Raw genomic sequence first — 21,458 nt, 5'->3', positions numbered from 1 at the left:
CTCCCACAGGGGAATGCATTTCAAATGTGGGAGCGAGCCTGCTCGCGAAGAGGCCGGCAAGCTCACCACATTATTTTACCGTTTCACTTTTTCTTCAGACACTCACTCATGAACGCCTTGCGCGCATCGCCGGTCAGCGCTTTGGTTTTCGCGTCGGCATTGCAGGTGGTCATCTTCTGCTGCTGCGGGGTCAGCTCCTTGCCATCGTTGGCCGCTGGTGCCGCTTTCAGGCAGGTGCTCATGAACGCCTTGCGCTCGTCGCCCTTCAAGCTCTTGGCGGTCGCATCGGCATTGCAGGTGGTCATCTTGTTCTGTTGCGCCGTGGCGGCGAAACCCTGGGAACACACAAGCAGCCCGATCATCAACAACGGCACACGCAACATCTTCATGGAGTTTTCTCCTTGTTGCCGCACCGATGGATGCGGCCTCTGTCGCAGTGTAGTCAAAGCTTGTTACACCTTCCTGCCCTCGAGGTGGCTGCGCCGATACTGCTCCGGCGTGCACCCGGCCTGGCGGGCGAACATGGCGATGAACGCCGAGCCGCTGCTGTAGCCGAGGTCGAAAGCGATTTCCTGCACCGAACGCGAGGTTTCCAGCGCCTCGATCGCCGCCAGATAACGCAAGCGCTGACGCCATTCGCCAAAGCTCATGCCCAGCTCGCGGACAAACTGCCGGGCCAGGGTGCGCTCGCTGACATGCACTTGCGCGGCCCAATGCGCCAACGGTTGGTTGTCGCCCGGCGCGGCCTGCAAGGCGTCGAGAACCGTCAGCAAGCCCGGGCTGCTCGCATACGGCAGGTAACATTCCTGCACCGGTGCCTGTTGCAGTTGATCGACCAGTACCTGGGCCAGACGCTGATCGGCTTCATGCTCGGGGATCTTCACATCGCGGGCGGCGAAGTCCTTGAGAATCGCCTTGAGAATGTCACTGATCGCCAAGGTGCAGGCCCGCGCCGGCAATCGTGTGCAAACGCTTGGATCAAGACACACCGCGCGGTAGTTGACCGGCTGATGGCTGTAGAAACTGTGCTCGACCTCGGGCGGCACCCACACGGCGTACTGCGGCGGCGACATGAAGCGGCTGCCGTCGACATCCATGTGCAACACGCCATGGGCCGCGTATTCCAGCGTGCCCCAAGGATGGCGATGCGGCGCGGCATATTCGTGGGCATTGAAATCGGCGTAGCGGAAATACACCGCTGACGGCAATTCGCTGAAATCGAGCAGATCGATGTGTTTGCTGTTCATGCTGTCCGGATGCAGAGGCAGGTTGTCCGGTTCGCAGTATAGGCCTGCATCCAGACAGGCGATAATCGCGCTTCATCAACGTTCTGGTTTTTGTCCCATGCAATACGCGTTTCCCCTGCTGGCGATTTTCATCTGGGCCGGCAACACCGTGATCAACAAACTGGCGGTCGGCGTGATCTTCCCCGCCGAGATCGGTTTCTATCGCTGGCTACTGGCCGGCGTGCTGTTCACGCCATTCATGCTCACGAAAGTCATCGCCCACTGGCCGCAGATTCGGCCGAACCTGAGGCGGATTTTCGTCCTCGGCGTGCTCGGCATGGCGGTGTATCAGAGCCTCGCCTATTTCGCCGCAACACTGACCACCGCGACCAACATGGGCATCATCCTGTCGTTGATGCCATTGATGTCGCTGGCCATGGCGATCATCAGCCTTGGCCAGCGCCTGACCGCTGGTGCGTTGGTCGGTGCGGTGCTGTCGTTCGCTGGCGTGCTGGTGGTGGTGTCATCCGGCAGCCTCGATGCGCTGCTGCAACACGGGGTCAATCTGGGCGATGCGATGATGCTGGTCGCGACGCTGGCCTATGCGGTTTACAGCACGCTGCTGAAAAAGTGGCAACTGCGCCTGCCGCCGCTGGTGCTGCTGTACTTGCAGGTGCTGGTGGCGATTGTGGTGTTGTTTCCGCTGTTCGCGATGTCGCCGAAGACCGGGCTGAACCTGCAGAACGTGCCGCTGGTGCTGTATGCATGCCTGCTGGCCTCGATGGTCGCGCCGCTGGCGTGGATGCAGGCGGTGCAGCGACTGGGGCCGAGCCGGACGACGCTGTTTTTCAATCTGCTGCCATTGATTACCGCGCTGATTGCGGCGGTGGTGTTGAAGGAACAGTTGGCGATGTATCACCTGGTGGGTGGGTTGCTGACCTTGGCTGGGGTGGTTTTGTCGGAGCGCTGGACCACGGTGCTGGGCCGGCGGGTCGGCGTTGCCTGATAAGGCCCCTCCCACGTTGAAATGCAGACACCTGTGGGAGCGAGCCTGCTCGCGAAGAACGATGACGCGGTCTGTTTGGCTATAACCCTGCAGCCTCCAGCCGCGCCGCATGCTCGACAAACAGCCTTACCGGATCTGCGCCCTTGCCCACCAGCCCCAGCGACTGATTGACGATGTCGAAATGATCCAGCGGATAGTCATCACCGATCACCGTGCCCAGATGCGAGCTGTAACGGCCGACCATGCCGTCGCACTGCCCCGGCTCGCGAACGAAGGTCCTGGCGAACAAGCGACAACTGCGGTTGGTGCCGTCAAAAAGATTGCCGCCACGATCGGTCTTGCCCGGTTGCAGCGTCCCTGACCAGGAGTAATAGCGCACACCGTTGACCTCTTCCGGCCCCTGCCCGCCCCACGTTTCCGGCAGCCCTTGTGGATAACGCTGATTGAATATTGCAACGCCCGCCGTCGTCAGCGATTGGTGAGAGGCGTGGATATCCACCGGCAGTTTCGGCCCGTGATAACCCGTGTCGAGCAGTGCCATGATCCAGCCGATCAGGCGCAGCAACGCTTCGAGCAAGCGCCCCTTGGCGCTGTTGGCGGGATAGTGCTTTTCCAGATAATCCGCCAGTTCGGAGCCGTGATTAGGCCCGGCGACCGAAGTCACCGAGGCCACCAGATCCGGGCGCTTCGCCGCCGCATACCGTGCGGTCAACGCGCCTTGGCTGTGACCGAACAGATTGACCTTCGGCGCCCCTGTCTCGCGGAGAATTTCCTCGATCCGCGTAAGCAACTGCTCGCCGCGCACTTCCGTGGAATTGAGTGGCGAAACCTGCACCGCGACCACCGTCGCACCACCACGGCGCAAGGCCTTGATGATGCCGAACCAATACGGATAAAGCACCAGCCGGACAAAGCCGAGCATGCCCGGCACCAGCACCAGTGGATAACGTGTTGACATGGGGTACATCCTTGTGTGCGGTGGGTGGAGGCCAGACGTGCAAGACGCTCGCCAAGCATCCACCTCGACGATGACAACTCAACGATAAGCCTATTCCAGCTCTGACCCTGCCGACATCGCAGTCCTCAGCAGTTCCTGAACCGAGTCCGGCGTAAATCGCATAAAACTTTTCGCTTCGCTCAAGACTCACACCCTGAGTAGCGACCGCGTCTTCAGAACGTGGCGCCTATCGGATTAGCCTCCAGGAGAATGAAATGAGTGACGTGCATTTGTCTGATGTTCAAACCCTGCGCGAACGCGCGCGGCAACACGTGGAAAACGGCGCGGTCACCGAGGGCTACAACGCCAACCGTGAGGAAATACTGCGTTTGCTCAATGAGTCGCTGGCCACCGAGCTGGTGTGCACCTTGCGCTACAAGCGCCACTACTTCATGGCCAACGGCCTGAAAGCCAACGTCGCCGCCGACGAATTCCTCGAGCACGCCAACCAGGAAGCCGAGCACGCCGATCGCCTCGCCGAACGCATCGTGCAACTGGGCGGCGAGCCTGAGTTCAACCCTGACCTGCTGAGCAAGATGTCCCACGCGCAATACGTGGCCGGCAATACGCTCAAGGAAATGGTTTACGAAGATCTGGTGGCCGAGCGGATCGCCATCGACAGCTACCGCGAAATCATCCAGTACATCGGTGACAAGGACCCGACCACCCGCCGCATCTTCGAAGACATCCTCGCCCAGGAAGAAGAACACGCCGACGACATGGCGGATATCCTTAACGATCTGTAATCCCGTCACACCGCTTTCGCGAGCAGGCTCGCTCCCACACTGGAACGTATTTCAATTGAAGGAATGCGTTCGAATGTGGGAGCGAGCCTGCTCGCGAAGGCGCCCTCAGAGACGCCGCATTACTTGCTGGGTTTAACGGTCACCGGCGCCTTGCCCTGCTTCATCTGCTCCAGTAACGGCGCGCACTGATTCGGCTCGCCACCGCTAGGCGCCACCAGCGCCAGCAATCCCGCCGCCGGTGCGGCTATCACGCCCAGCGCAACCATCCCCGCCCCGCGCAGCATCAACGGTACGGCTTTGACACCGGCATCCGGTTTGATGAACTTGCCGCGCACATACAGCGGCGAGCGCAGGGAGATCAGACGCCAGCCTTTCGACTCTGGGGTCACAGTCAGATCGAGTTGCTCGGTGGCCATGTTCGCTGTGCCATCGATGTAGATGATCGCGTTCTCGGTATCGAAGACAAACAGCCGTGTCGTGGCCAGGCCGGTCTTGATGTCGAAGTCCGCGGCCGCGCAATTGATCTTCACTTCCTTGTCGCCAAAGATCTTGCCGACCACGTAGTTGCCGACGTTGAGCCCGGCCAGTTCCATCAGCTCGCGGCTGATCGCACCGTCGTTGATCAGCATCTTCAGATTGCCGTTGGCGCCACCGAGGAGCTTGGCCACGGAGTTGCCCCGGCCACTGATGTCGGCATCGCCATTGAGCTCACCGAAACTGGTTTTCATCGGCTCGAAGGTCGGGAACAGCTCTTTGAGTTTGAATTTGCGTGCGGTCAAACGCGCCCGGCCTTCCAGCGGCTCGGTGCGGCCATTGAGGCGGATCAGCGCATCCAGGGTGCCACCGGCCACGCCAAAGCGCAGCGGTTCCAGGCTGAGTTCGCCGTCGTTGAGTTTCAGATGGGTATAGAGGTCGTTGAACGGCAGCTTCTCGCTGTGAACGATGCGCTTGCCGGTGAACTCGACATCGGCATCCATGGCGCGCCAGCGATCAGTCTTAAACTCTTCGACCGGCAGGACCTTATCTGCCGGCTGCTTGCTCGCGCCGCCACGGGCCTTTTGCTCGGTGTTGGAATCAGCGCCGATCAACGGTGCAAGGTCGGCGAACAGCAGCTGATTGGAGAGCAACGCACCCGTGAGTTTCGGCCGTGGCTGGCTGGCCACGTAGGTCAAGTCGCCGTGAATATCGCTGTCGCCGATCTTGCCGTTGAATTTTTCATAAGTGAATTTCGCTCCGGCTTCGTCATGCAGCTTGGCGATCAGGTGGCCGTCGGTGGAATACGGTGGAGTGTCCGGCAGCGTCACGCCGGTCAGCGGGTAAAGATTGCCGAGGCTGTCGCCAGCGAGCTTCAAGCGCAGGTCGAGGGCGCCGAGATTCAGCGGGTCAGTCAGGGTGCCGGCCAGTTCGATACGGGTATCGCCGATCTTCGCCTGGGCCTGCAACGGGAACGGCTTGCTCGCGTCCTGCAAGGCCAGCAGCCCGCCGATCTTGCCCTGACCGGTGAGGTTCTGCGCGTGGTATTGGCCTTTGACCTTGAGTGCAAAGGCATAGTCCTGCGGTGCGCCGCCCTTGTCCTGAGCGGTTTTCGCCGCTTTTTCGCCGACAATCTCGCTGAAGGGAATCGGCTTGCCGAGCGGGTCGATCAGCACATCGAGGTTGGTCTTCAGGGTCTGGTCGTCGAGGGTCACGTGGCCCTTGTCGAAACCGATCGCGCCGATATCGACCACCCAGCTCGACGGCTCGGCGTTCGGGTCCTTGGGATCGAATTTGAACGTCCAATTGGCGCGGCCATCGGCCAGACGTTGCAGTTCGGCATTCGGCTCGGTCAGGTCGATACGCGGAATCACCACGCGCTGGGCCAGCAGGGCCAGCGGCGAAATGCGCAGTTCGACGCGTTTAAGCGTGACCATCTGCGGCTGCTTCGACCAGTCAGGATTACCCAGGCTCAGATCCTCGGCGACCACGTGCGGCCAAGGCACCCAAGAGCGCCAGCCGCCTTCTTCCGGCTCGCGCTGCCAGATCACCGCGAGGTTGCCATTGATGGCAAACGCCCGGTGCAGTTCTTCCGAAACTTTGGCGTTGATCGTGGGTTTGATCCGGTTCCAGTCGAAAAACGCGATGATCAGAATCAAGGCTGCCAGCAGCAGCGCGAGGATGGCGAAGGTCCAGCTGAAGATTTTTCCAGTGCGCGTCATGCACAAAGCTCCTGATCACGACCGCACGCCGACATCCCGACGCACAGCTGAAACGGCAGACCGAAGCGGCCCCTATGCAGTCTGTGACTGGCGAAAGGCCCGCAGGTTTAATTGAAAGGCAGTTTAAGCCATAAAAAGCCCGGCAAAACTGACCGATCGGTCGAGCAGTGTTACCGGGACCCGCACTTTTACGAGGCGCGAGTGAGTCGAAAATACCCACGACGGTGCAAAACCGTCGACCGCAAAGGCCCGATCTAGAGCCTTCGCGCGGAACAATCAATTCTGTTGATTATTACCATTGCGTTTATGAACTTTTATATCGACTTATCGAGAGTAGCATTGCCCTCGTACCCACTTTATCGCCCTCCCAAGGAGCCACTATCATGAAACGCCAATTACTGCTCAGCCTTACCCTGTCGATGCTAGCCAGCACTGCTTTCGCCCTGCCCGCTGCCGATCAGGCCACTCCGCAAGTCAAAGACAGCCACTCGGTGTTCAGCCAGACTCTGGCTGAAGACGGCTACGACAAAACCCCACAAGGCCAGACTCTGGCTGAAGACGGCTATGACAAAACCCCACAAGGTCAGACTCTGGCTGAAAACGGTCGCAACCGCCTCCAAGAAAAAGGTCTGGTTGAAGATGGCTATGACAAGACGCCACAAGGCCAGGCTGTAGCCGAAAACGGCCGCAATCGTCTCGAAGAAAAAGGTCTGGTGGAAGACGGCTACGACAAGACGCCACAAGGTCAAGCCCTCGCCGAAGGTGGTGGTGACCGTGTGATCGAACGCAACAGCGCCGTGAGCTGAGCCTATGACGGCCCAGCGAAAAAGCCCAATCAGCGGATTGGGCTTTTGACTTTTCAGCTTCTGTGAATCCCTCGCTGCATGACTCCCCGTTCGACGCCGACAAAGCCTATTTGCTAGAGTGCGGCGCTTGTCCTGCCGAAGAACACACCCTGCGATGCTGCCCCGCGCCGAACAGAAACAACAGACCCGCAACGCCCTGATGGACGCTGCCCGCCACCTGATGGAAAGCGGCCGAGGATTCGGCAGCCTGAGCCTGCGCGAAGTGAGCAAGACCGCCGGCATCGTGCCCACCGGTTTCTACCGGCACTTCGCCGATATGGACGAGTTGGGGCTGGTGCTGGTCAGTGAAGTCGGCCAGACCTTCCGCGAGACCATCCGCCTGGTGCGCCACAATGAATTCGTCATGGGCGGCATCATCGACGCTTCGGTGCGCATCTTCCTTGATGTGGTCAACGCCAACCGCTCGCAGTTCCTGTTTCTCGCTCGCGAACAATACGGCGGCTCGCTGCCGGTACGTCAGGCAATCGGACGCCTGCGGGAGAACATCAGCGCCGACCTCGCGGCGGACCTGGCGCTGATGCCCAAGCTGCAACATCTGGATCTGGCCGGCCTCAGCGTGATGGCCGACCTGATCGTCAAATCGGTGTTCGCCACCCTCCCCGACATCATCGACCCACCCGCCGAGGCCTTGCCGGAGCATCTGACTCCGCAGGCGAAGATCACCCAGCAACTGCGCTTCATCTTCATCGGCCTCAAGCACTGGCAAGGGCTGGGCAGTACCGAGTAATCCCTTCTCTATCTGACACAGCGCAAAGCCCCCGTGGGAGCGAGCCTGCTCGCGAAAGCGCTGGGTCAGCTGAATACATCTGTCTGACACGGCGCATTCGCGAGCAGGCTCGCTCCCACATTGAACATCTGTCATGGCCTCGCTTTGGTGCATGACAAATCCTTCATGCACCAAAACCTTCCAGAATCGCCGCGCCTGTTGAAAGATCAGGCACGCGCCGACAGCTATTTCCTACAGATCGCCCGATTGGCGCGGCGCTTGCTCTAGCCCAATCAACGTTCATTGCTGGAAGCTTTCCGATGCTGGTGATTCATCGCAGAATCGACCCTCAACCCGTCTGGGCCGCCGAGCTGCACCTGACCTTCGAAGCGCGCAGCAAAAGCCGTTTGCGCTGTTTCAGTGCCGAAGGCGAAGACGTCGGGTTGTTTTTGGAGCGCGGCCAGCCACCGCTGTATGACGGCGAATGTCTGCAGGCCGAAGACGGCCGTGTCGTGCGCGTCTGCGCCCGTCCCGAACAACTGCTCCACGTCACGTGCGCCAATGCGTTCGAACTGACGCGCGCGGCCTATCACCTCGGCAACCGCCACGTCGCCCTGCAAGTCGGCGATGGCTGGCTACGCCTGCTCGACGATTACGTGCTCAAGGCGATGCTCGAACAGCTCGGCGCCCGGGTCGAGGATATCGAAGCGCCGTTCCAGCCGGAACACGGCGCTTACGGCGGCGGCCATCATCATTCCCGCCACGGTGACGAAGACTTCAACTACGCGCCAAAACTTCACCAGTTCGGCGTGCGCCTGTGAATCCGGCCTGGGCGCTGCTGCGTCTGGCCAGTCCGCAACTGCCGATTGGCGGCTACAGCTATTCCCAGGGTCTGGAAATGGCGGTGGATAACGGCCGGGTCCACAACCCTGATGCCGCCCGGCGCTGGATCAGCGATCAACTGCTGCTCAATCTCGCCCGCTTCGAAGCGCCGCTGCTGTTGGCGCATTGCCAAGCCGCAGCAAATGAAAACTGGGCCGAATTACGACAACTCTGCGAGAGCCACCGCGTCAGCCGCGAAACCCGCGAGTTGCATCTGGAGAGCCGGCAGATGGGTTACTCCTTGCAGCAGTTGTTGAACGGTTTGCCGGAACTCGATGCGCCCGCCCGCGACTTTCTTGACCAGACCACAGAACCGCACCTGGCCTTGTGCTGGGCGCTGGCAGCACGCGCCTGGAGCATCAGCCCGCAGGACGCTCTTGCCGCGTGGCTGTGGAGCTGGCTGGAAAACCAGCTCGCCGTGTTGATGAAAACCCTGCCGTTGGGCCAGCAAGCCGCCCAGCGCCTGACCAGCGAACTGCTGCCGCTGCTGCAACAGGCGCAGCACGATGCAACCTGCATAAATCCCGAACATATCGGCAGCGCCGCGTTTGGCCTGTCCCTGGCGTGCATGGCCCACGAGCGCCAGTACAGCCGTCTCTTCCGCTCTTAGGGCTGTTTATTTTGGAGAATGAAATGGATACACAACCTCTGCGCGTCGGCATCGGCGGCCCGGTCGGTTCCGGCAAGACCGCGCTGACCCTGGCCCTGTGCCTGGCCCTGCGCGAGCGTTACAACCTCGCCGTGGTCACCAACGACATCTACACCCGCGAAGACGCCGATTTCCTGGTGCGCAACGAAGCCCTCGCGCCGGAGCGGATCATCGGCGTGGAAACCGGCGGCTGCCCGCACACGGCGATCCGTGAAGACGCCTCGATCAACCTCGAAGCGGTCGATCAACTGAACCGGCGCTTTCCCGGGCTGGATCTGATCCTGGTGGAGTCCGGCGGCGACAACCTCTCGGCGACCTTCAGCCCGGAGCTGTCCGACCTGACCATCTACGTGATCGACGTCTCCGCCGGCGACAAGCTGCCGCGCAAGGGCGGCCCGGGGATCTGCAAGTCCGACCTGCTGGTGATCAACAAGATCGACCTCGCGCCACTGGTGGGCGCCTCGCTGGAAATGATGGACAGCGACACGAAACGCATGCGCAACGGCAAGCCGTTCGTGTTCAGCAACCAGAAAACCGGTCAGGGCCTCGAGGAAATCATCGCCTTCATCGAACGTCAGGGCCTGCTGACCGCCGCCTGATCCACTTATCCACAAGGAAGCTTATCCATGACACTCAAACGCATTCGTGGCGCTCTGGCGTTGCTGCTGACACCGGCACTGGCGTTCGCTCACCCGGGCCATGGCGACAGTGGCCTCGTCGCGGGCATCAGCCACCCGATCGGCGGGCTCGACCACTTGCTGGCAATGCTCGCCGTCGGTTTGTGGGCGGCGCAGCAACAAGGCGCGGCGCGCTGGGCGCTGCCGTGCACTTTTGTCGGCACCATGTTGCTCGGAGGTTTGCTCGGTTTTGAAGGGCTGGAGTTGCCGGCGCTGGAGAGCGGGATAGCCGCCTCGGTATTGGCGCTGGGCCTGGCCGTGGCACTGGCGGTACGTCCGCCACTGGTGATGGCGGTGGCCGCGACGGCGCTGTTTGCGCTGTTCCATGGCGTGGCGCATGGGCTGGAGTTGCCGGACATGAGCAGTCCGTGGGCGTATGCGGCCGGGTTTGTCGCGGCGACAGCGGTTTTGCATGCGCTCGGTTATGGCGTGGTGCGAGTTCTTCCGCAGGCAGCGGCGCCGCTGGTGCGGTTGGCGGGTGCGGCTTCGGCGGCGACTGGCGTCTGGTTGTTGGCAGGCTGATTTTTAGCGCCTGCACTGGCCTCTTCGCGAGCAGGCTCGCTCCCACAGGTTTTGTGTACGCTGCAAATCCACTGTGGGAGTGAGCCTGCTCGCGAAGACGGCCTGACAGACACCGCCTCTCTCAAGCGGTGCTCTCTGCTACCATGTCGCGCAATCGCCCAAGCCCGTGACGCCCGCCCATGCCCCACGCTTCCCGCTCCACCGCCCTGCCCGAATTGACCGCCCTGTTTGGCCAAGTGCAGCAGCACTTCCTCGACGTGATCGTGCCGCTGTGGCAAGGCCCGGGCTGGAATGCCGACATGGCGTTGCCCTATGAGGCGCTGGACGCTACACACCAGCCGTTGCCAGCGCAACGCTATCGGGCGATGGCCTGCGCACGGCAGCTGTATCTGTTCTCCAGCCTGATCGGGGTTGTGGATAACGCCGAAGTCCGCGCCGCCGCGCTGTTCCGTTCCCTGCAACGGCACTTCCATGATGCCGAGCACGGCGGCTGGTTTTACAGCATCGACGCACAGGGCAAGCCGCTGGACCAGCGCAAGGATCTCTACACCCACGCCTTCATCCTCTTTGCCTGCGCGCATTATTGGGACAAGTCCCGGGATTCGCTGGCCGAATCGACACTCAACGCCGCGCTGGAAATCATCGGCCGCCGATTCGCCACCGGCGACGGTTTGTACGAAGCCTGCCTTGAGCGTGATTGGCTCACCCTGCAAACCGGCCCACTGCAAAATCCACTGATGCACTTGGCCGAAGCCTTCCTCGCCACTCTGACGGTGCGCGAAGACCCGCAGACGCAGAAGGCCCTGCTTGAGTTATGCACAGCCATGCACAAGCAATTCGTCGATCCGCAATATGGCGTATTGATGGAGAAGCCACTGGGGGCTGTGGATAACTGGTACGAACCGGGGCACCAGTTCGAATGGTATTTCCTGCTCGAATCGTCGGCGTTGTTGCGCGATTCGAAACTGCATCGGGCGCTGGATCGGGCATTTGCCTTTACCGAGCAGTACGGCGTGCTGGAGTCCTGCGGCGCGGTGCGGGCGATGCTCGATCTGGATGGCAATGGACGGCCGAGGGATTCGACCCAGCGCATCTGGGCTCAGGCCGAATACCTGCGCGCGCTGACCTTGCGGGCGGACAGCGAAGCGGTAGTGCTGCGCCAGTTGCAGGCGTTGCAGCAGCGGTTTCTGCATGCCGGCGGCTGGCATGAGTGTCGGGATGAAAATGGGGAGGTCAGCCGCAAGGACATGCCTTCGACTACGCCTTATCATTTGGCGACTTGCTATCACGGTTTGGCTGAATATCTGCGTTGACCTGTGCAAAGCAGGAATTTGGGGCTAGAGGGTTACTGTGTTCTCAGCAGACATCCGGGTCAGATCAGGCAATCCACTTCTTGTCCCCGGTGAAGCTGATCGTCAGCCACCTCGCCGCATCCGGTTCACCCAACTGCGCCGATATCTGCTCACGTAGCGCGTCCAGCTGCGCGACATCGCGCAGCGGATAATCCGCCGGCAACACCACATGAATTTCGATGAACCGCGCCCGACCGTGCTTTTGCACGTAGGACACGTAATCGTCGAAACCATGCTCGACCTTCGCCACCTCCATCACCTGCCTGACTTGCTCATCCAGCGTGTCCGGGGCGATTCCCAGCACATCACGCAATGCCGGCCCGAGGATCTTCAACGCCGGGGGCAGCATGGTCAGCGCCAGCACGATCAGGATCAGCGGATCGACATACACCGCCCACTCGCCATAGCCCTGGGACTTGAGCAGCAGCGCGGCGAGGAAACTGATCAACAGGCCCACCGAGAGCATCGCGTCGACCAGCCAACTGATGTTGTCGAACTGGATCAGGCTGGATTTGAGCGTGCGATTGCGCTGACGCACGTAGAAGAAGTAGGCGAACTCGACGACGGTGAATACCGCCGCGTAGACGATCACCAGACCCAGCTCGATATCGCGGCCACCATTGATGATGCCGAACACGCCGTTGAGAAAGGCGTAGATGGCGATCAACAGCAGGAAGCTGCCCTCGATCAGCAACACCATCGGCTCCAGATGCCAGAAGCCGAACTGGAAACGCTGATTGCTTTGCTTGGCAATCAGCCGGGCGGTGATCAGCATCAGGATTTTGATGAACGTCGCGATCAGCGAAAAAAAGCCATCGAACAGGATGGATTGCGAACCTGAAACAAAACCGGTGACGATCCCGGCAATCGACACCGCCAGCATCAGCAGCGTCGACTGTTTGAGCAGTGCCTGCTCACCTCGGTTACTCACTTGAACTCCTCATGAAACCTTGCACACCGCCGAATGCAGTGGGCTGGTTGAGTGCGGAGTTTAGCTTATCGTCCTGTTTTGCCTGTGCCGGCCTTTTCGCGAGCAGGCTCGCTCCCACAGTTTGAAATGCATTCTCCTGTGGGAGCGAGCCTGCTCGCGAATGGCTCAGCGCCGTATCAAGCCTTGTTACGCTCGATGGCAAACCCGGCCCAGGTCTGGCTCACCGGCATCAGCTCCAGGCTGTTGATGTTGATATGCGCCGGGGTGTTCATGACCCAGAAAATCGTCTCGGCGATGTCCTGCGGCTGGATCGGCTCGGCCCCAGCATAAGTGGCGTTGTAGCGCTCCTGATCACCGGCGAAACGCACCAGCGAGAACTCGCTTTCGCACAGGCCGGGCTCGATGTTGCTGACCCGCACGCCAGTGCCCTGCAAATCGCAACGCAGGTTCAGCGAGAACTGTTTGACGAAGGCTTTGCTCGCGCCGTACACGTGGCTGCCCGGGTACGGATAGTTGCCGGCGATGGAACCGAGGTTGACGATACCGGCGCCACGGCCGTGGGCGATCAGCCGAGGCAGCAGCAGGCGGGTGGCGTACATCAGGCCTTTGACGTTGGTGTCGACCATGGTGTCCCAGTCATCCAGATCGCACTTCGGCGCCGGGTCGACGCCGAGCGCCAGGCCAGCGTTGTTGATCAGGCCACGGAGTTTGGCGAACGACGGCGGCAGGTTGGCGATTGCCTCCTCCATCGCCTTGCGATCGCGCACATCGAGGACCAGACCATGCACTTCGGTCTGCTTCGACAGTTCGGCGCATAGGGCATTGAGGCGTTCTTCACGACGGCCGGTCAGGACCAGCTTCCAGCCAGCCTCGGCAAAACGCCGGGCACAGGCTTCACCAAAACCGGACGTCGCGCCGGTGATAAACAGGGTGTCGGACATCGTGTTCTCCTTGCTTCGGCCGCCACGGCAGCCCTTGGAATAGAAAATCAGCAGGCAGCATGCCCGCCCTCGCGAATACGGGCAACACTTGCCAGCTGTACAAAAAACAACCAGACCTGCCAAGGCCATAGCCAGCGTGGCCTGTAGCCATGTGCACGCATGTTATCCACAGTCTGCTCCACAGTTTCCGGGGGCAAGTGCAAACGCGCAAAGCCGCGCCACACAAGGCTTTGCGGGCGAAATGGAAAGTTTTTTGCTTGACCGTGAGGCGGGGGATGTGCGGCACAGGGCATTTTGCACGACGGACGGTGCAACCGGGTGATTGCGCGAGGCCAGCAATTACGGCGCTCCGCGAGGTCTTTCCAGAGTTTAGTCACAGACTTATCCACAGGCTTTTACACTCAACAGTACCCGACCTGGATGCGCTATAAAAAGGTTGACAATGGCGCCTCACGCCTGCCTGAAACTGACTGATCAAAAAACAATCACAAGCCTGCAGGCCACGGATTAAAAGGCCTGCAACCATATACACCCACGTTATTCACAGCCAGTTCCACAGTAACCGGGGACAAGTCAAAACTGTGGAAAAACAGCCGTTTGCAGCGTCTATATGTCGCGCTTTGGCAGCTTGGGGAATTTGTTTTCCACAATTTCGGGAATTAGCCAATTTACCTGTGGTGGATTCAAAAAAAAAAGCCCCGGGACTCTCGTCGCCGGGGCTGTGTACAACCGCGAGAAGAATCAGTGCCCGCCCAGATAGGCGTTACGCACCTCCTCATTCACCAACAGTTCTTTACCGGTGCCGGTCAGGCGAATCTCGCCGTTGACCATCACATACGCCCGATCCGACAGCTTCAGCGCATGGTTGGCGTTCTGCTCGACCAGAAAAATGGTCATGCCGGTTTTCGCCAGTTCCCGCAGCGTGGCGAAGATCTGCTTCACCACGATCGGTGCCAGACCCAGGCTCGGCTCATCGAGCAGCAACAGCTTCGGCCGGCTCATCAGCGCACGGGCGATGGCAAGCATCTGCTGTTCACCGCCAGACATGGTCATCGCCCGCTGATTGCGTCGCTCTTCAAGCCGTGGAAACAGCTCGAACATGCGCTGCATGTCCTCTTTGGCGTACTTGTCGCCAATCGGGATGGTGCCCATCAGCAGGTTTTCCTCGACGGTCATGTCGGGGAAAACCCGCCGCCCTTCCGGCGACTGCGCGATGCCGTTGGAGGCGATGTAGTGCGAAGACTTCTGCGTGATGTCGACGCCCTGATAGAGAATCTGCCCGCCCGCCGCTCTGGGCTGGCCGAAGATCGACATCAGCAGGGTCGACTTGCCGGCGCCGTTGGAGCCAATCAGGCTGACGGTCTCGCCTTCGTTGATCTGCAAAGAAACGCCTTTGAGCGCCTGAATCGGGCCGTAGAACACGTCCAGATTGCGTAGTTCGAGGATCGGTTGGCTCATACCAGCTCCTCTTCGTCGGCGCCCAGATAGGCCGCGATCACTTTCGGATCGTTGCGGATCGCTTCCGGCCCGCCTTCGGCGATGACGATGCCGTGGTCGAGAACCACGATGTGATCGGAAATGCTCATGACCATGCCCATGTCGTGTTCGATCAGCACCACGGTCAGATCGTGCTCGTCGCGCAGCAGCCGGATCATCGCGCTGAGCGCTTCGGTTTCCTGAGGGTTGAGGCCGGCGGCCGGTTCGTCGAGGCAGATGATTTGCGGCCGCGTGCACATGGCCCGGGCAATTTCCAGACGGCGTTGTTGGCCGTACGAGAGTTCACCGGCGAGACGGTTGGCGCAGTCGACCAGATCGACCACTTCGAGCCAGTAGAACGCGACATCCAGCGCATCGCTCTCGGCCTTGCGATAGCCCTTGGTGTTGAGAATACCGGCGAGCATGTTGCGGTTGACCCACATGTGCTGCGCGACCAGCAGGTTTTCCAGTACCGACATTTCCTTGAACAGGCGAATGTTCTGGAACGTACGGGCGAGACCGGCACGGTTCACCAGGTGAGTACCGCCGAACATCTTGTAGTACATGCGGCTGAGGAAGGATTTCGGCGAGACGAAATCAGTCGGTTTGAACGACTCGCCCAGCAACTGGATGACGTTGGTCTGCTGGCCGCGCACATTGAGTTCGATCTTGCCGCCTGTGGCCTTGTAGAAACCGGTCAGGCAGTTGAACACCGTGGTCTTGCCGGCGCCATTGGGACCGATCAGGGCGAAAATCGAATTGCGTTTGACCTTCAGGCTGACATCGCTCAAAGCCTTGATGCCACCGAAATGCATCATCAATTTTTCAACAGAGAGTACGACTTCACTCATGGCGCAGTCCTCTCGTAGTGAATGGCACCTTTGCGTGGTTTGACCCCGGTGCGGCTGATGCGGATCAGCCCGCGTGGTCGCCAGATCATCATCAACACCATCAGGATGCCGAACAGCAGCACGCGGTATTCAGCGAAGCCGCGCAGCAGTTCCGGAGCGACGGTGAGCACGAATGCGGCGATGACCACGCCAATGGTCGAGCCCATGCCGCCGAGCACGACGATGGCGAGGATCAGCGCCGATTCGAAGAAGGTGAACGAGGTCGGGTTGACGAAGCCTTGGTAGGTCGCGAAGAACACCCCGGCCAGACCCGCCGTCGACGCACCGATGGTGAACGCCGAGAGTTTGACCAGTACGTGGTTGAGGCCCATCGAACGGCAGGCGATTTCATCTTCGCGCAGGGCTTCCCAGGCGCGACCCACCGGCATCTTCACCAGCCGATGCTTGACGTACAACACCGCCAGCACCACCAGGAACAGCACTGCGTAGATGAAGTAATACTTCACGTCGGGGTTGTAGGTCAGACCGAAGAACTCATGGAACGGTACTCCGCCATCCTTCGCCCGCTTGCCGAACTCCAGGCCGAAGAACGTCGGCAGTGGCGCCGGCATGCCGTTCGGGCCGCCAGTCAGGGACAGCCAGTTGTTCAACACCAGACGAATGATTTCGCCGAAGCCCAGGGTCACGATCGCCAGATAGTCACCGTGCAGACGCAACACCGGGAAACCGAGAATGCAGCCAGCCAGGCCTGCGGTGATTGCCGCCAGCGGCAGCACGGTCCAGAAACCCAGACCCAGATATTGATAACCCAATGCCAGACCGTAGGCGCCGATGGCGTAGAACGCCACGTAACCGAGATCGAGCAGCCCGGCCAGACCGACCACAATGTTCAGCCCCAGCCCCAGCAGCACGTAGATCAAACCGAGGATAACCACCCCCAGCAGATAGGAGTTGGAGACAAACGGCACGATGATCGCCAGCACGATAATCAGCGGGATGATCCAGCGCAGCCGCGATTTGTAGTCCGCCGGCAGCACGTGCACGCCGGAACCGCTGCTCTCGAACCCGTCGAGGATCTTCAGGCCCTTGGGGGTTTGCAGGAACAGGCTGAGGGCAAAGCGACCGGCCATGACGATGGCAATGATCCACGCCACGCGAGTCGCTTCGAGGTTGAAGCTGTAGCCGTCGAGGACCACGCCGACAATCGGCCCGAACACGATCAGCGCAATCAGGCCGGCAAGAATCGCCTCGACCAGACTTTTTTTGATATCGATGGATTTTTCAGTGGTTGCAGACATCGCTTACACCTTCGACACAAGAGGACGGCCCAACAGGCCCTGCGGCCGGAAGACCAGTACGAGGACGAGCAGCGAGAAACTGAACACGTCTTTGTAGTCGGAGTTGACCAGACCGGAGAACAGCGACTCGGAGATGCCGAGGATGATCCCGCCGAGCATCGCGCCGGGCAGTGAACCGATGCCGCCCAGAACCGCTGCGGTGAACGCCTTGATGCCGATGATGAAGCCGGCATAGAAGTCGAACGTGCCGTAGTTCATGGTGATCAGCACACCGGCCAGTGCGGCCATGGCTGCACCGATGATGAACACGTAGGAAATCACCCGGTCGGTGTTGATCCCCAGGATCGAGGCCATCTTGCGGTCTTGCTGGGTCGCGCGGCACATGCGGCCGAGCTTGGTGTATTTGATGACGTAGGTCAGCAGCCCCATGCCGACGAACGCGGCGATCAGGATGAAGACTTTGGTGTAGGTCAGTTGTACGAAGCCGGTACCGACTTCAACACGCCAGGCACCGGTCAGCAGCGTAGGCACGCCCTGTTGTTTGGCGCCCTGAGCGATCTGTGCGTAGTTCTGCAGAATCAGCGAAATACCGATAGCGCTGATCAGCGGCGCCAGGCGGGTCGAGTTACGCAGGGGTTTGTAGGCAACACGCTCGATGACCCAGCCATACACCGCCGTGACGACGATGGTGAAGATCAGCGTGCCGAGCATCAGCAGCGGGAAGGATTCGATACCGAAGTAAGCCAGCAGAGCCAGACTGATTGCCGCCAGGTAAGCGGAAATCATGTAAACCTCGCCATGGGCGAAGTTGATCATGCCGATGATGCCGTAGACCATTGTGTAGCCGATGGCGATCAGGCCATAGACCGACCCGAGGGTCAGGCCATTGACCAGTTGCTGCAGGAAAATACCATCCATAACGCAATCTCACGCAGTGAGAACCTGCGCGCCATCGGCACGCGGTTCTTCTAGGAAAAATACAGATGTACGTCGGAGCAATGTCGGAGCGTGATCAGCCCTGACCACACGGAACCCCTTTGTGGGAGCGAGCCTGCTCGCGAAAGCGGTTGCACATTCAACGCAGAGGTTGTTTGTCAGTGCGTCTTCGCGAGCAGGCTCGCTCCCACAGGGGATCGGTAGTGATCAGATGATCGCTTCAGCCCTTACTTCTGCTTTTCCAGCTGGTGGTATTTGCCATCCTTGTCCCACTGGTAAACCACGTAGTCGGAGACTTTCAGGTCGCCTTTGGCGTCCCAGGTCTTCTCGCCCATCACGGTTTTCACCGGGTTGGCCTTCAGCCACTTGGCAGCGGCTTCGCCGTCGTTTTTCTTCGCGCCGTTGAACGCTGCCGCCAGGGTCTGAACCGAGGCGTAGGCGTACAGGGTGTACCCTTCAGGCTCGGTGCCGGCCTTGCGGAACGCGTCCACTACGGTCTTGCTTTCCGGCAACAGGCGCGGGTCGGCGCCGAAGGTCATCAGCACGCCATCGGTGAATTGCGGGCCGCCAGCGGTGGTCACCAGCTCGTCGGTCACGATGCCGTCGTCGGACATGAACTTGACGTCTTTCAGGCCTTGTTCACGCAGCTGGCGAACCAGCGGACCGGCTTCCGGGTGCAGGCCGCCGAAGTAGACGACATCGGCGCCGGCGCCACGGATCTTGGTGACGATGGTGCTGAAGTCTTTCTCGCCACGGGTCAGACCTTCGTACAGCACAGGCTTGACGCCGCGTTTTTCCAGCTGAGCCTTGGTAGCGTCCGCCAGGCCTTGGCCGTAGGTGTCCTTGTCGTGCAGCACGACGACTTTCTTGCCCTTGAGCATGTCGACGATGTAGTCGCCGGCAACGATGCCTTGCTGGTCGTCACGTCCGCACATACGGAACATGGCGCTGAGGCCACGCTCGGTAACTTGCGGGTTGGTCGAGCCCGGGGTGATCGCGATGATCCCGGCTTCGTCGTAGATTTCCGAGGCTGGAATGGTCGACGAGGAGCAGAAGTGACCGACCACACCGGCGACTTTCTGGTTGGTGAGGTCCTTGGCGACCGTCACCGCCTGCTTCGGTTCGCAGGCGTCATCACCTTTGACCAGGACGATTTTTTCCCCGTTGACGCCGCCCGCCGCGTTGACCGCATCGGCCGCCGCCTGTGCACCCTTCATGTACTGCTCGCCGAATGCCGCGTTGGCACCGGTCATCGGACCCGCTACACCGATCTTGATATCAGCTTGAGCAAACGCAGAAACACCCAGCGCAGTAGCGACTGCGAGGGCCAGAAAGCCTTTCTTGTAAAACGTCTGGGACATGAGGTGGTGCTCCAAGGTTTTTTTTAGTTGGCACTGCGACTTCACTTCACTCAAAGCTCAGAGCAAGGCCCGTGCCATCGGTTTTTTATTCTTCAAAAAGTCGCTGCGTTGTTGTTATTTCGACTGTTTCGGTCCCATTTTCATTGGGCGTGCAACCGTCTAAACCGCGGAAGGTGAAACCATTTGTTTTTTCAGGCGCAACCCGCACGCGCCATCATTGCAACCGCAGCGGCAAACGACGTGCAACCAGCCTGTAACAGCCCGCGTCACCGAACTGCACACTGCTGGTGCGGGACTGCTACAACCCGCACCATTACAGGCTAGTCGCTGGATGCAAAAGCGCCGCTTGCGGCAACAAATTTCAACACTCAAATGACGATGCGCAGGCACTGGCCCGCGTGATACAGGGAAAACCCGGCCTCGTACAGGCAACTGCGCAAGCCCACACCGGCCAGGGGCTGCATCGGTGCGAAGGGAATCGGCAGTGCCTGCGGATTGCCATTGCACAGGTAATCGGCGAAGGCTTTGCCGACCACCGTGCCGGTGGTGACGCCGCGACCGTTATAACCGGTGACGGCCACCAGTCCGGGCGCGGGCTCGAACAGCCGCATCAGGTGATCAGGAGTAAACGCAATGCGCCCGGTCCAGGTGCATTCCCACTCGACCGGCTTCAGATTGGGGAAGTAATGCTGCTGCACCCGATCGGCCCAGGCCTTGAGAAACCAGGTCGGTTTCTGGTTGCCATTGCCCAGGCTACCGAGCAACAGGCGCCCGTCCTTGTCGCGACGGATGCTGCTCAATACCTGACGGGTGTCCCACGAGCCCTGCCCGCCGGGAAGAATTTCCTGCGCGGCGTCTTCGCTGAGCGGCACCGAGGCGACCTGGTAGTAATAACCGGGAAAGAAATTGCGCTTGAGTTCGGTCCAGTCGCCTTCGGTGTAGGCGTTGGAGGCGATGACCACTTGTTCAGCGAGCACCGAACCCTGGGCGGTCTGTACCGACCACTTCTGCCCGACGCGCTCGAGGCGAGTCACTGGCGAATGATCGAACATCTGCCCGCCGAGCCCGAGCACGGCATTGGCCAGCCCGGTGACATAGGCCATCGGATTGAGCGTGCCGGCGCGGCGATCAAGCAACGCGGCGGCGATTTTCTGCGTGCCGGTGGCTTGCTCGCAGGCCTTGCCGGTGAGCAGTTCGACCGGTGCGCCACGGCGCTTCCACTGCTGCTCGCGACTGCGCAGATCCGCCTCGCCCTTGGCGTTATGCGCCATGTGCAAAGTGCCTTCGCGGCGCAATTGGCAATCGATGGCGTATTTATCCACAAGGCTGAACACCAGCGCCGGCGCCGCACCGAGCATGCGGTTGAGCTGACTGCCGACCGCCTCGCCGAACCCGGCTTCGATCTCGTCCGGAGGAATCCACATGCCGGCGTTGACCAGCCCGACATTGCGCCCGGAGCCACCGTGCCCTGCGCGATGCGCTTCCAGCACGCAGACGCTTTTGCCTTTTTCCAACAGATGCAGCGCCGCCGACAACCCGGTGAACCCGGCGCCGATCACGCAGACATCGACCTTGACCTCGCCCCTGAGCGCGGCGTTATCCGGGCGTTGTGGCGTGAGCGTTTCCCACAGACATTCTTCGCGTAACGGCATTGCCAGACTCCAACAGAAACCCAACAAACACACAAACCTGAGTGAGCCCCCTGTGGCGAGGGGATTTAGCGAAACGTCGCACCGCCCCGCTGGGTCGCGGAGCGGCCCCAAAATTTCAAAAGCGACGACTGCTTCGCAGCCGAACGGGGATAAATCCCCTCGCCACAGTGCTCACTCCTACAGACGAT

General features: G+C 60.5%; 21 protein-coding genes. 9 read left to right on the top strand and 12 right to left on the bottom strand.

From position 1 onward, the window contains the following. Nucleotides 1-83: 83 nt before the first annotated feature. Together D8U71_RS17965 and D8U71_RS17960 are read right to left on the bottom strand one after the other, a co-directional pair. Entirely contained in the window at nt 84-389 is a 306-nt protein-coding gene (locus D8U71_RS17965; RefSeq protein WP_016771900.1) for a PsiF family protein, read from the bottom strand. Nucleotides 390-452: 63 nt separating this feature from the next. Continuing rightward, entirely contained in the window at nt 453-1,247 is a 795-nt protein-coding gene (locus tag D8U71_RS17960; protein ID WP_130888331.1) for a helix-turn-helix transcriptional regulator, read from the bottom strand. A gap of 97 nt (nt 1,248-1,344) precedes the next feature. Here D8U71_RS17960 and D8U71_RS17955 point away from each other — a divergent pair, with 97 nt between their 5' ends. Next, nucleotides 1,345-2,232: a DMT family transporter gene (locus tag D8U71_RS17955; RefSeq protein ID WP_130888330.1), complete on the top strand. Its 888-nt coding sequence runs from the start codon at nt 1,345-1,347 to the stop codon at nt 2,230-2,232. A 79-nt stretch (nt 2,233-2,311) separates the two neighbouring features. On the opposite strand, the gene D8U71_RS17950 is transcribed toward D8U71_RS17955, so the two are convergent. Continuing rightward, a complete protein-coding gene (locus D8U71_RS17950; protein ID WP_130888329.1) occupies nt 2,312-3,190 on the bottom strand; it encodes a triacylglycerol lipase in 879 nt (292 codons plus the stop codon). A gap of 254 nt (nt 3,191-3,444) precedes the next feature. Here D8U71_RS17950 and D8U71_RS17945 point away from each other — a divergent pair, with 254 nt between their 5' ends. Next, nucleotides 3,445-3,975 carry a ferritin-like domain-containing protein gene (locus D8U71_RS17945; RefSeq protein ID WP_016771904.1) on the top strand — a complete coding sequence of 177 codons (531 nt, stop codon included), beginning with the start codon at nt 3,445-3,447 and terminating at the stop codon, nt 3,973-3,975. Between the two features lie 119 nt (nt 3,976-4,094). On the opposite strand, the gene D8U71_RS17940 is transcribed toward D8U71_RS17945, so the two are convergent. After that, the gene (locus tag D8U71_RS17940; protein ID WP_130888328.1) at nt 4,095-6,170 is read right to left on the bottom strand and encodes an AsmA family protein; all 2,076 of its coding nucleotides are present in this window, start codon (nt 6,168-6,170) and stop codon (nt 4,095-4,097) included. A 383-nt stretch (nt 6,171-6,553) separates the two neighbouring features. Between D8U71_RS17940 and D8U71_RS17935 the strand changes: the two genes are divergently transcribed. From D8U71_RS17935 to D8U71_RS17905, 7 genes are all read left to right on the top strand, one after another. Next, a complete protein-coding gene (locus tag D8U71_RS17935; RefSeq protein ID WP_016771905.1) occupies nt 6,554-6,976 on the top strand; it encodes a hypothetical protein in 423 nt (140 codons plus the stop codon). Nucleotides 6,977-7,130: 154 nt separating this feature from the next. Beyond that, nucleotides 7,131-7,763: a TetR family transcriptional regulator gene (locus tag D8U71_RS17930; protein ID WP_016771906.1), complete on the top strand. Its 633-nt coding sequence runs from the start codon at nt 7,131-7,133 to the stop codon at nt 7,761-7,763. A gap of 299 nt (nt 7,764-8,062) precedes the next feature. Then, a complete protein-coding gene (ureE, locus tag D8U71_RS17925; protein WP_125917518.1) occupies nt 8,063-8,563 on the top strand; it encodes an urease accessory protein UreE in 501 nt (166 codons plus the stop codon). Next, nucleotides 8,560-9,234 carry an urease accessory protein UreF gene (locus D8U71_RS17920; RefSeq protein WP_130888327.1) on the top strand — a complete coding sequence of 225 codons (675 nt, stop codon included), beginning with the start codon at nt 8,560-8,562 and terminating at the stop codon, nt 9,232-9,234. Before ureE ends, D8U71_RS17920 begins: the two co-directional genes overlap by 4 nt. Before the next feature lie 23 nt (nt 9,235-9,257). Then, the gene (gene ureG, locus D8U71_RS17915) at nt 9,258-9,872 is read left to right on the top strand and encodes an urease accessory protein UreG (RefSeq protein ID WP_016771910.1); all 615 of its coding nucleotides are present in this window, start codon (nt 9,258-9,260) and stop codon (nt 9,870-9,872) included. 27 nt (nt 9,873-9,899) lie between these two features. Next, the gene (locus D8U71_RS17910; RefSeq protein WP_130888326.1) at nt 9,900-10,472 is read left to right on the top strand and encodes a HupE/UreJ family protein; all 573 of its coding nucleotides are present in this window, start codon (nt 9,900-9,902) and stop codon (nt 10,470-10,472) included. A 179-nt stretch (nt 10,473-10,651) separates the two neighbouring features. Beyond that, nucleotides 10,652-11,785 carry an AGE family epimerase/isomerase gene (locus D8U71_RS17905; protein ID WP_125926258.1) on the top strand — a complete coding sequence of 378 codons (1,134 nt, stop codon included), beginning with the start codon at nt 10,652-10,654 and terminating at the stop codon, nt 11,783-11,785. A 64-nt stretch (nt 11,786-11,849) separates the two neighbouring features. Here D8U71_RS17905 and D8U71_RS17900 read toward each other — a convergent pair whose 3' ends face one another. The 8 genes from D8U71_RS17900 to D8U71_RS17865 all read right to left on the bottom strand — a co-directional run bounded on the left by D8U71_RS17900 (nt 11,850) and on the right by D8U71_RS17865 (nt 21,270). Beyond that, nucleotides 11,850-12,755: a cation diffusion facilitator family transporter gene (locus D8U71_RS17900; RefSeq protein WP_024011386.1), complete on the bottom strand. Its 906-nt coding sequence runs from the start codon at nt 12,753-12,755 to the stop codon at nt 11,850-11,852. A gap of 176 nt (nt 12,756-12,931) precedes the next feature. Then, entirely contained in the window at nt 12,932-13,696 is a 765-nt protein-coding gene (locus D8U71_RS17895; protein WP_016771914.1) for an SDR family oxidoreductase, read from the bottom strand. Nucleotides 13,697-14,437: 741 nt separating this feature from the next. Further along, complete coding sequence (locus D8U71_RS17890; RefSeq protein ID WP_016771915.1) at nt 14,438-15,154, bottom strand: ABC transporter ATP-binding protein; 717 nt, start codon at nt 15,152-15,154, stop codon at nt 14,438-14,440. Next, nucleotides 15,151-16,023: an ATP-binding cassette domain-containing protein gene (locus D8U71_RS17885; protein ID WP_016771916.1), complete on the bottom strand. Its 873-nt coding sequence runs from the start codon at nt 16,021-16,023 to the stop codon at nt 15,151-15,153. The genes D8U71_RS17890 and D8U71_RS17885 overlap by 4 nt, the downstream gene beginning before the upstream one ends. Then, a complete protein-coding gene (gene livM / locus D8U71_RS17880) occupies nt 16,020-17,321 on the bottom strand; it encodes a high-affinity branched-chain amino acid ABC transporter permease LivM (protein WP_016771917.1) in 1,302 nt (433 codons plus the stop codon). The genes D8U71_RS17885 and livM overlap by 4 nt, the downstream gene beginning before the upstream one ends. A gap of 3 nt (nt 17,322-17,324) precedes the next feature. After that, entirely contained in the window at nt 17,325-18,239 is a 915-nt protein-coding gene (locus D8U71_RS17875; RefSeq protein ID WP_016771918.1) for a branched-chain amino acid ABC transporter permease, read from the bottom strand. A gap of 245 nt (nt 18,240-18,484) precedes the next feature. Next, on the bottom strand, nt 18,485-19,618 hold the full coding sequence (locus tag D8U71_RS17870) for an ABC transporter substrate-binding protein (protein WP_041480713.1): 1,134 nt from the start codon (nt 19,616-19,618) through the stop codon (nt 18,485-18,487). Nucleotides 19,619-19,986: 368 nt separating this feature from the next. Next, a complete protein-coding gene (locus D8U71_RS17865) occupies nt 19,987-21,270 on the bottom strand; it encodes an FAD-binding oxidoreductase (RefSeq protein ID WP_130888325.1) in 1,284 nt (427 codons plus the stop codon). Nucleotides 21,271-21,458 lie beyond the last annotated feature (188 nt).

It is taken from the genome of Pseudomonas sp. Sample_21 (genome assembly GCF_004307525.1).
GTDB classification, from domain to species: Bacteria; Pseudomonadota; Gammaproteobacteria; order Pseudomonadales; family Pseudomonadaceae; genus Aquipseudomonas; species Aquipseudomonas atacamensis.
This window is presented reverse-complemented; position numbering and strand designations above follow the sequence as displayed.

Excerpts from the sequence above, each read along its gene's own strand:
- D8U71_RS17930 (WP_016771906.1), top strand. The coding sequence starts at position 7,131 with ATGCTGCCCCGCGCCGAACAGAAACAACAGACCCGCAACGCCCTGATG.
- D8U71_RS17960 (WP_130888331.1), bottom strand. The coding sequence starts at position 1,247 with ATGAACAGCAAACACATCGATCTGCTCGATTTCAGCGAATTGCCGTCA.
- livM (WP_016771917.1), bottom strand. The coding sequence starts at position 17,321 with ATGTCTGCAACCACTGAAAAATCCATCGATATCAAAAAAAGTCTGGTC.
- D8U71_RS17865 (WP_130888325.1), bottom strand. The coding sequence starts at position 21,270 with ATGCCGTTACGCGAAGAATGTCTGTGGGAAACGCTCACGCCACAACGC.
- D8U71_RS17945 (WP_016771904.1), top strand. The coding sequence starts at position 3,445 with ATGAGTGACGTGCATTTGTCTGATGTTCAAACCCTGCGCGAACGCGCG.
- D8U71_RS17910 (WP_130888326.1), top strand. The coding sequence starts at position 9,900 with ATGACACTCAAACGCATTCGTGGCGCTCTGGCGTTGCTGCTGACACCG.
- D8U71_RS17870 (WP_041480713.1), bottom strand. The coding sequence starts at position 19,618 with ATGTCCCAGACGTTTTACAAGAAAGGCTTTCTGGCCCTCGCAGTCGCT.
- ureG (WP_016771910.1), top strand. The coding sequence starts at position 9,258 with ATGGATACACAACCTCTGCGCGTCGGCATCGGCGGCCCGGTCGGTTCC.
- D8U71_RS17885 (WP_016771916.1), bottom strand. The coding sequence starts at position 16,023 with ATGAGTGAAGTCGTACTCTCTGTTGAAAAATTGATGATGCATTTCGGT.
- D8U71_RS17890 (WP_016771915.1), bottom strand. The coding sequence starts at position 15,154 with ATGAGCCAACCGATCCTCGAACTACGCAATCTGGACGTGTTCTACGGC.
- D8U71_RS17940 (WP_130888328.1), bottom strand. The coding sequence starts at position 6,170 with ATGACGCGCACTGGAAAAATCTTCAGCTGGACCTTCGCCATCCTCGCG.
- D8U71_RS17895 (WP_016771914.1), bottom strand. The coding sequence starts at position 13,696 with ATGTCCGACACCCTGTTTATCACCGGCGCGACGTCCGGTTTTGGTGAA.
- D8U71_RS17875 (WP_016771918.1), bottom strand. The coding sequence starts at position 18,239 with ATGGATGGTATTTTCCTGCAGCAACTGGTCAATGGCCTGACCCTCGGG.
- D8U71_RS17905 (WP_125926258.1), top strand. The coding sequence starts at position 10,652 with ATGCCCCACGCTTCCCGCTCCACCGCCCTGCCCGAATTGACCGCCCTG.
- D8U71_RS17950 (WP_130888329.1), bottom strand. The coding sequence starts at position 3,190 with ATGTCAACACGTTATCCACTGGTGCTGGTGCCGGGCATGCTCGGCTTT.
- D8U71_RS17955 (WP_130888330.1), top strand. The coding sequence starts at position 1,345 with ATGCAATACGCGTTTCCCCTGCTGGCGATTTTCATCTGGGCCGGCAAC.
- ureE (WP_125917518.1), top strand. The coding sequence starts at position 8,063 with ATGCTGGTGATTCATCGCAGAATCGACCCTCAACCCGTCTGGGCCGCC.
- D8U71_RS17935 (WP_016771905.1), top strand. The coding sequence starts at position 6,554 with ATGAAACGCCAATTACTGCTCAGCCTTACCCTGTCGATGCTAGCCAGC.
- D8U71_RS17965 (WP_016771900.1), bottom strand. The coding sequence starts at position 389 with ATGAAGATGTTGCGTGTGCCGTTGTTGATGATCGGGCTGCTTGTGTGT.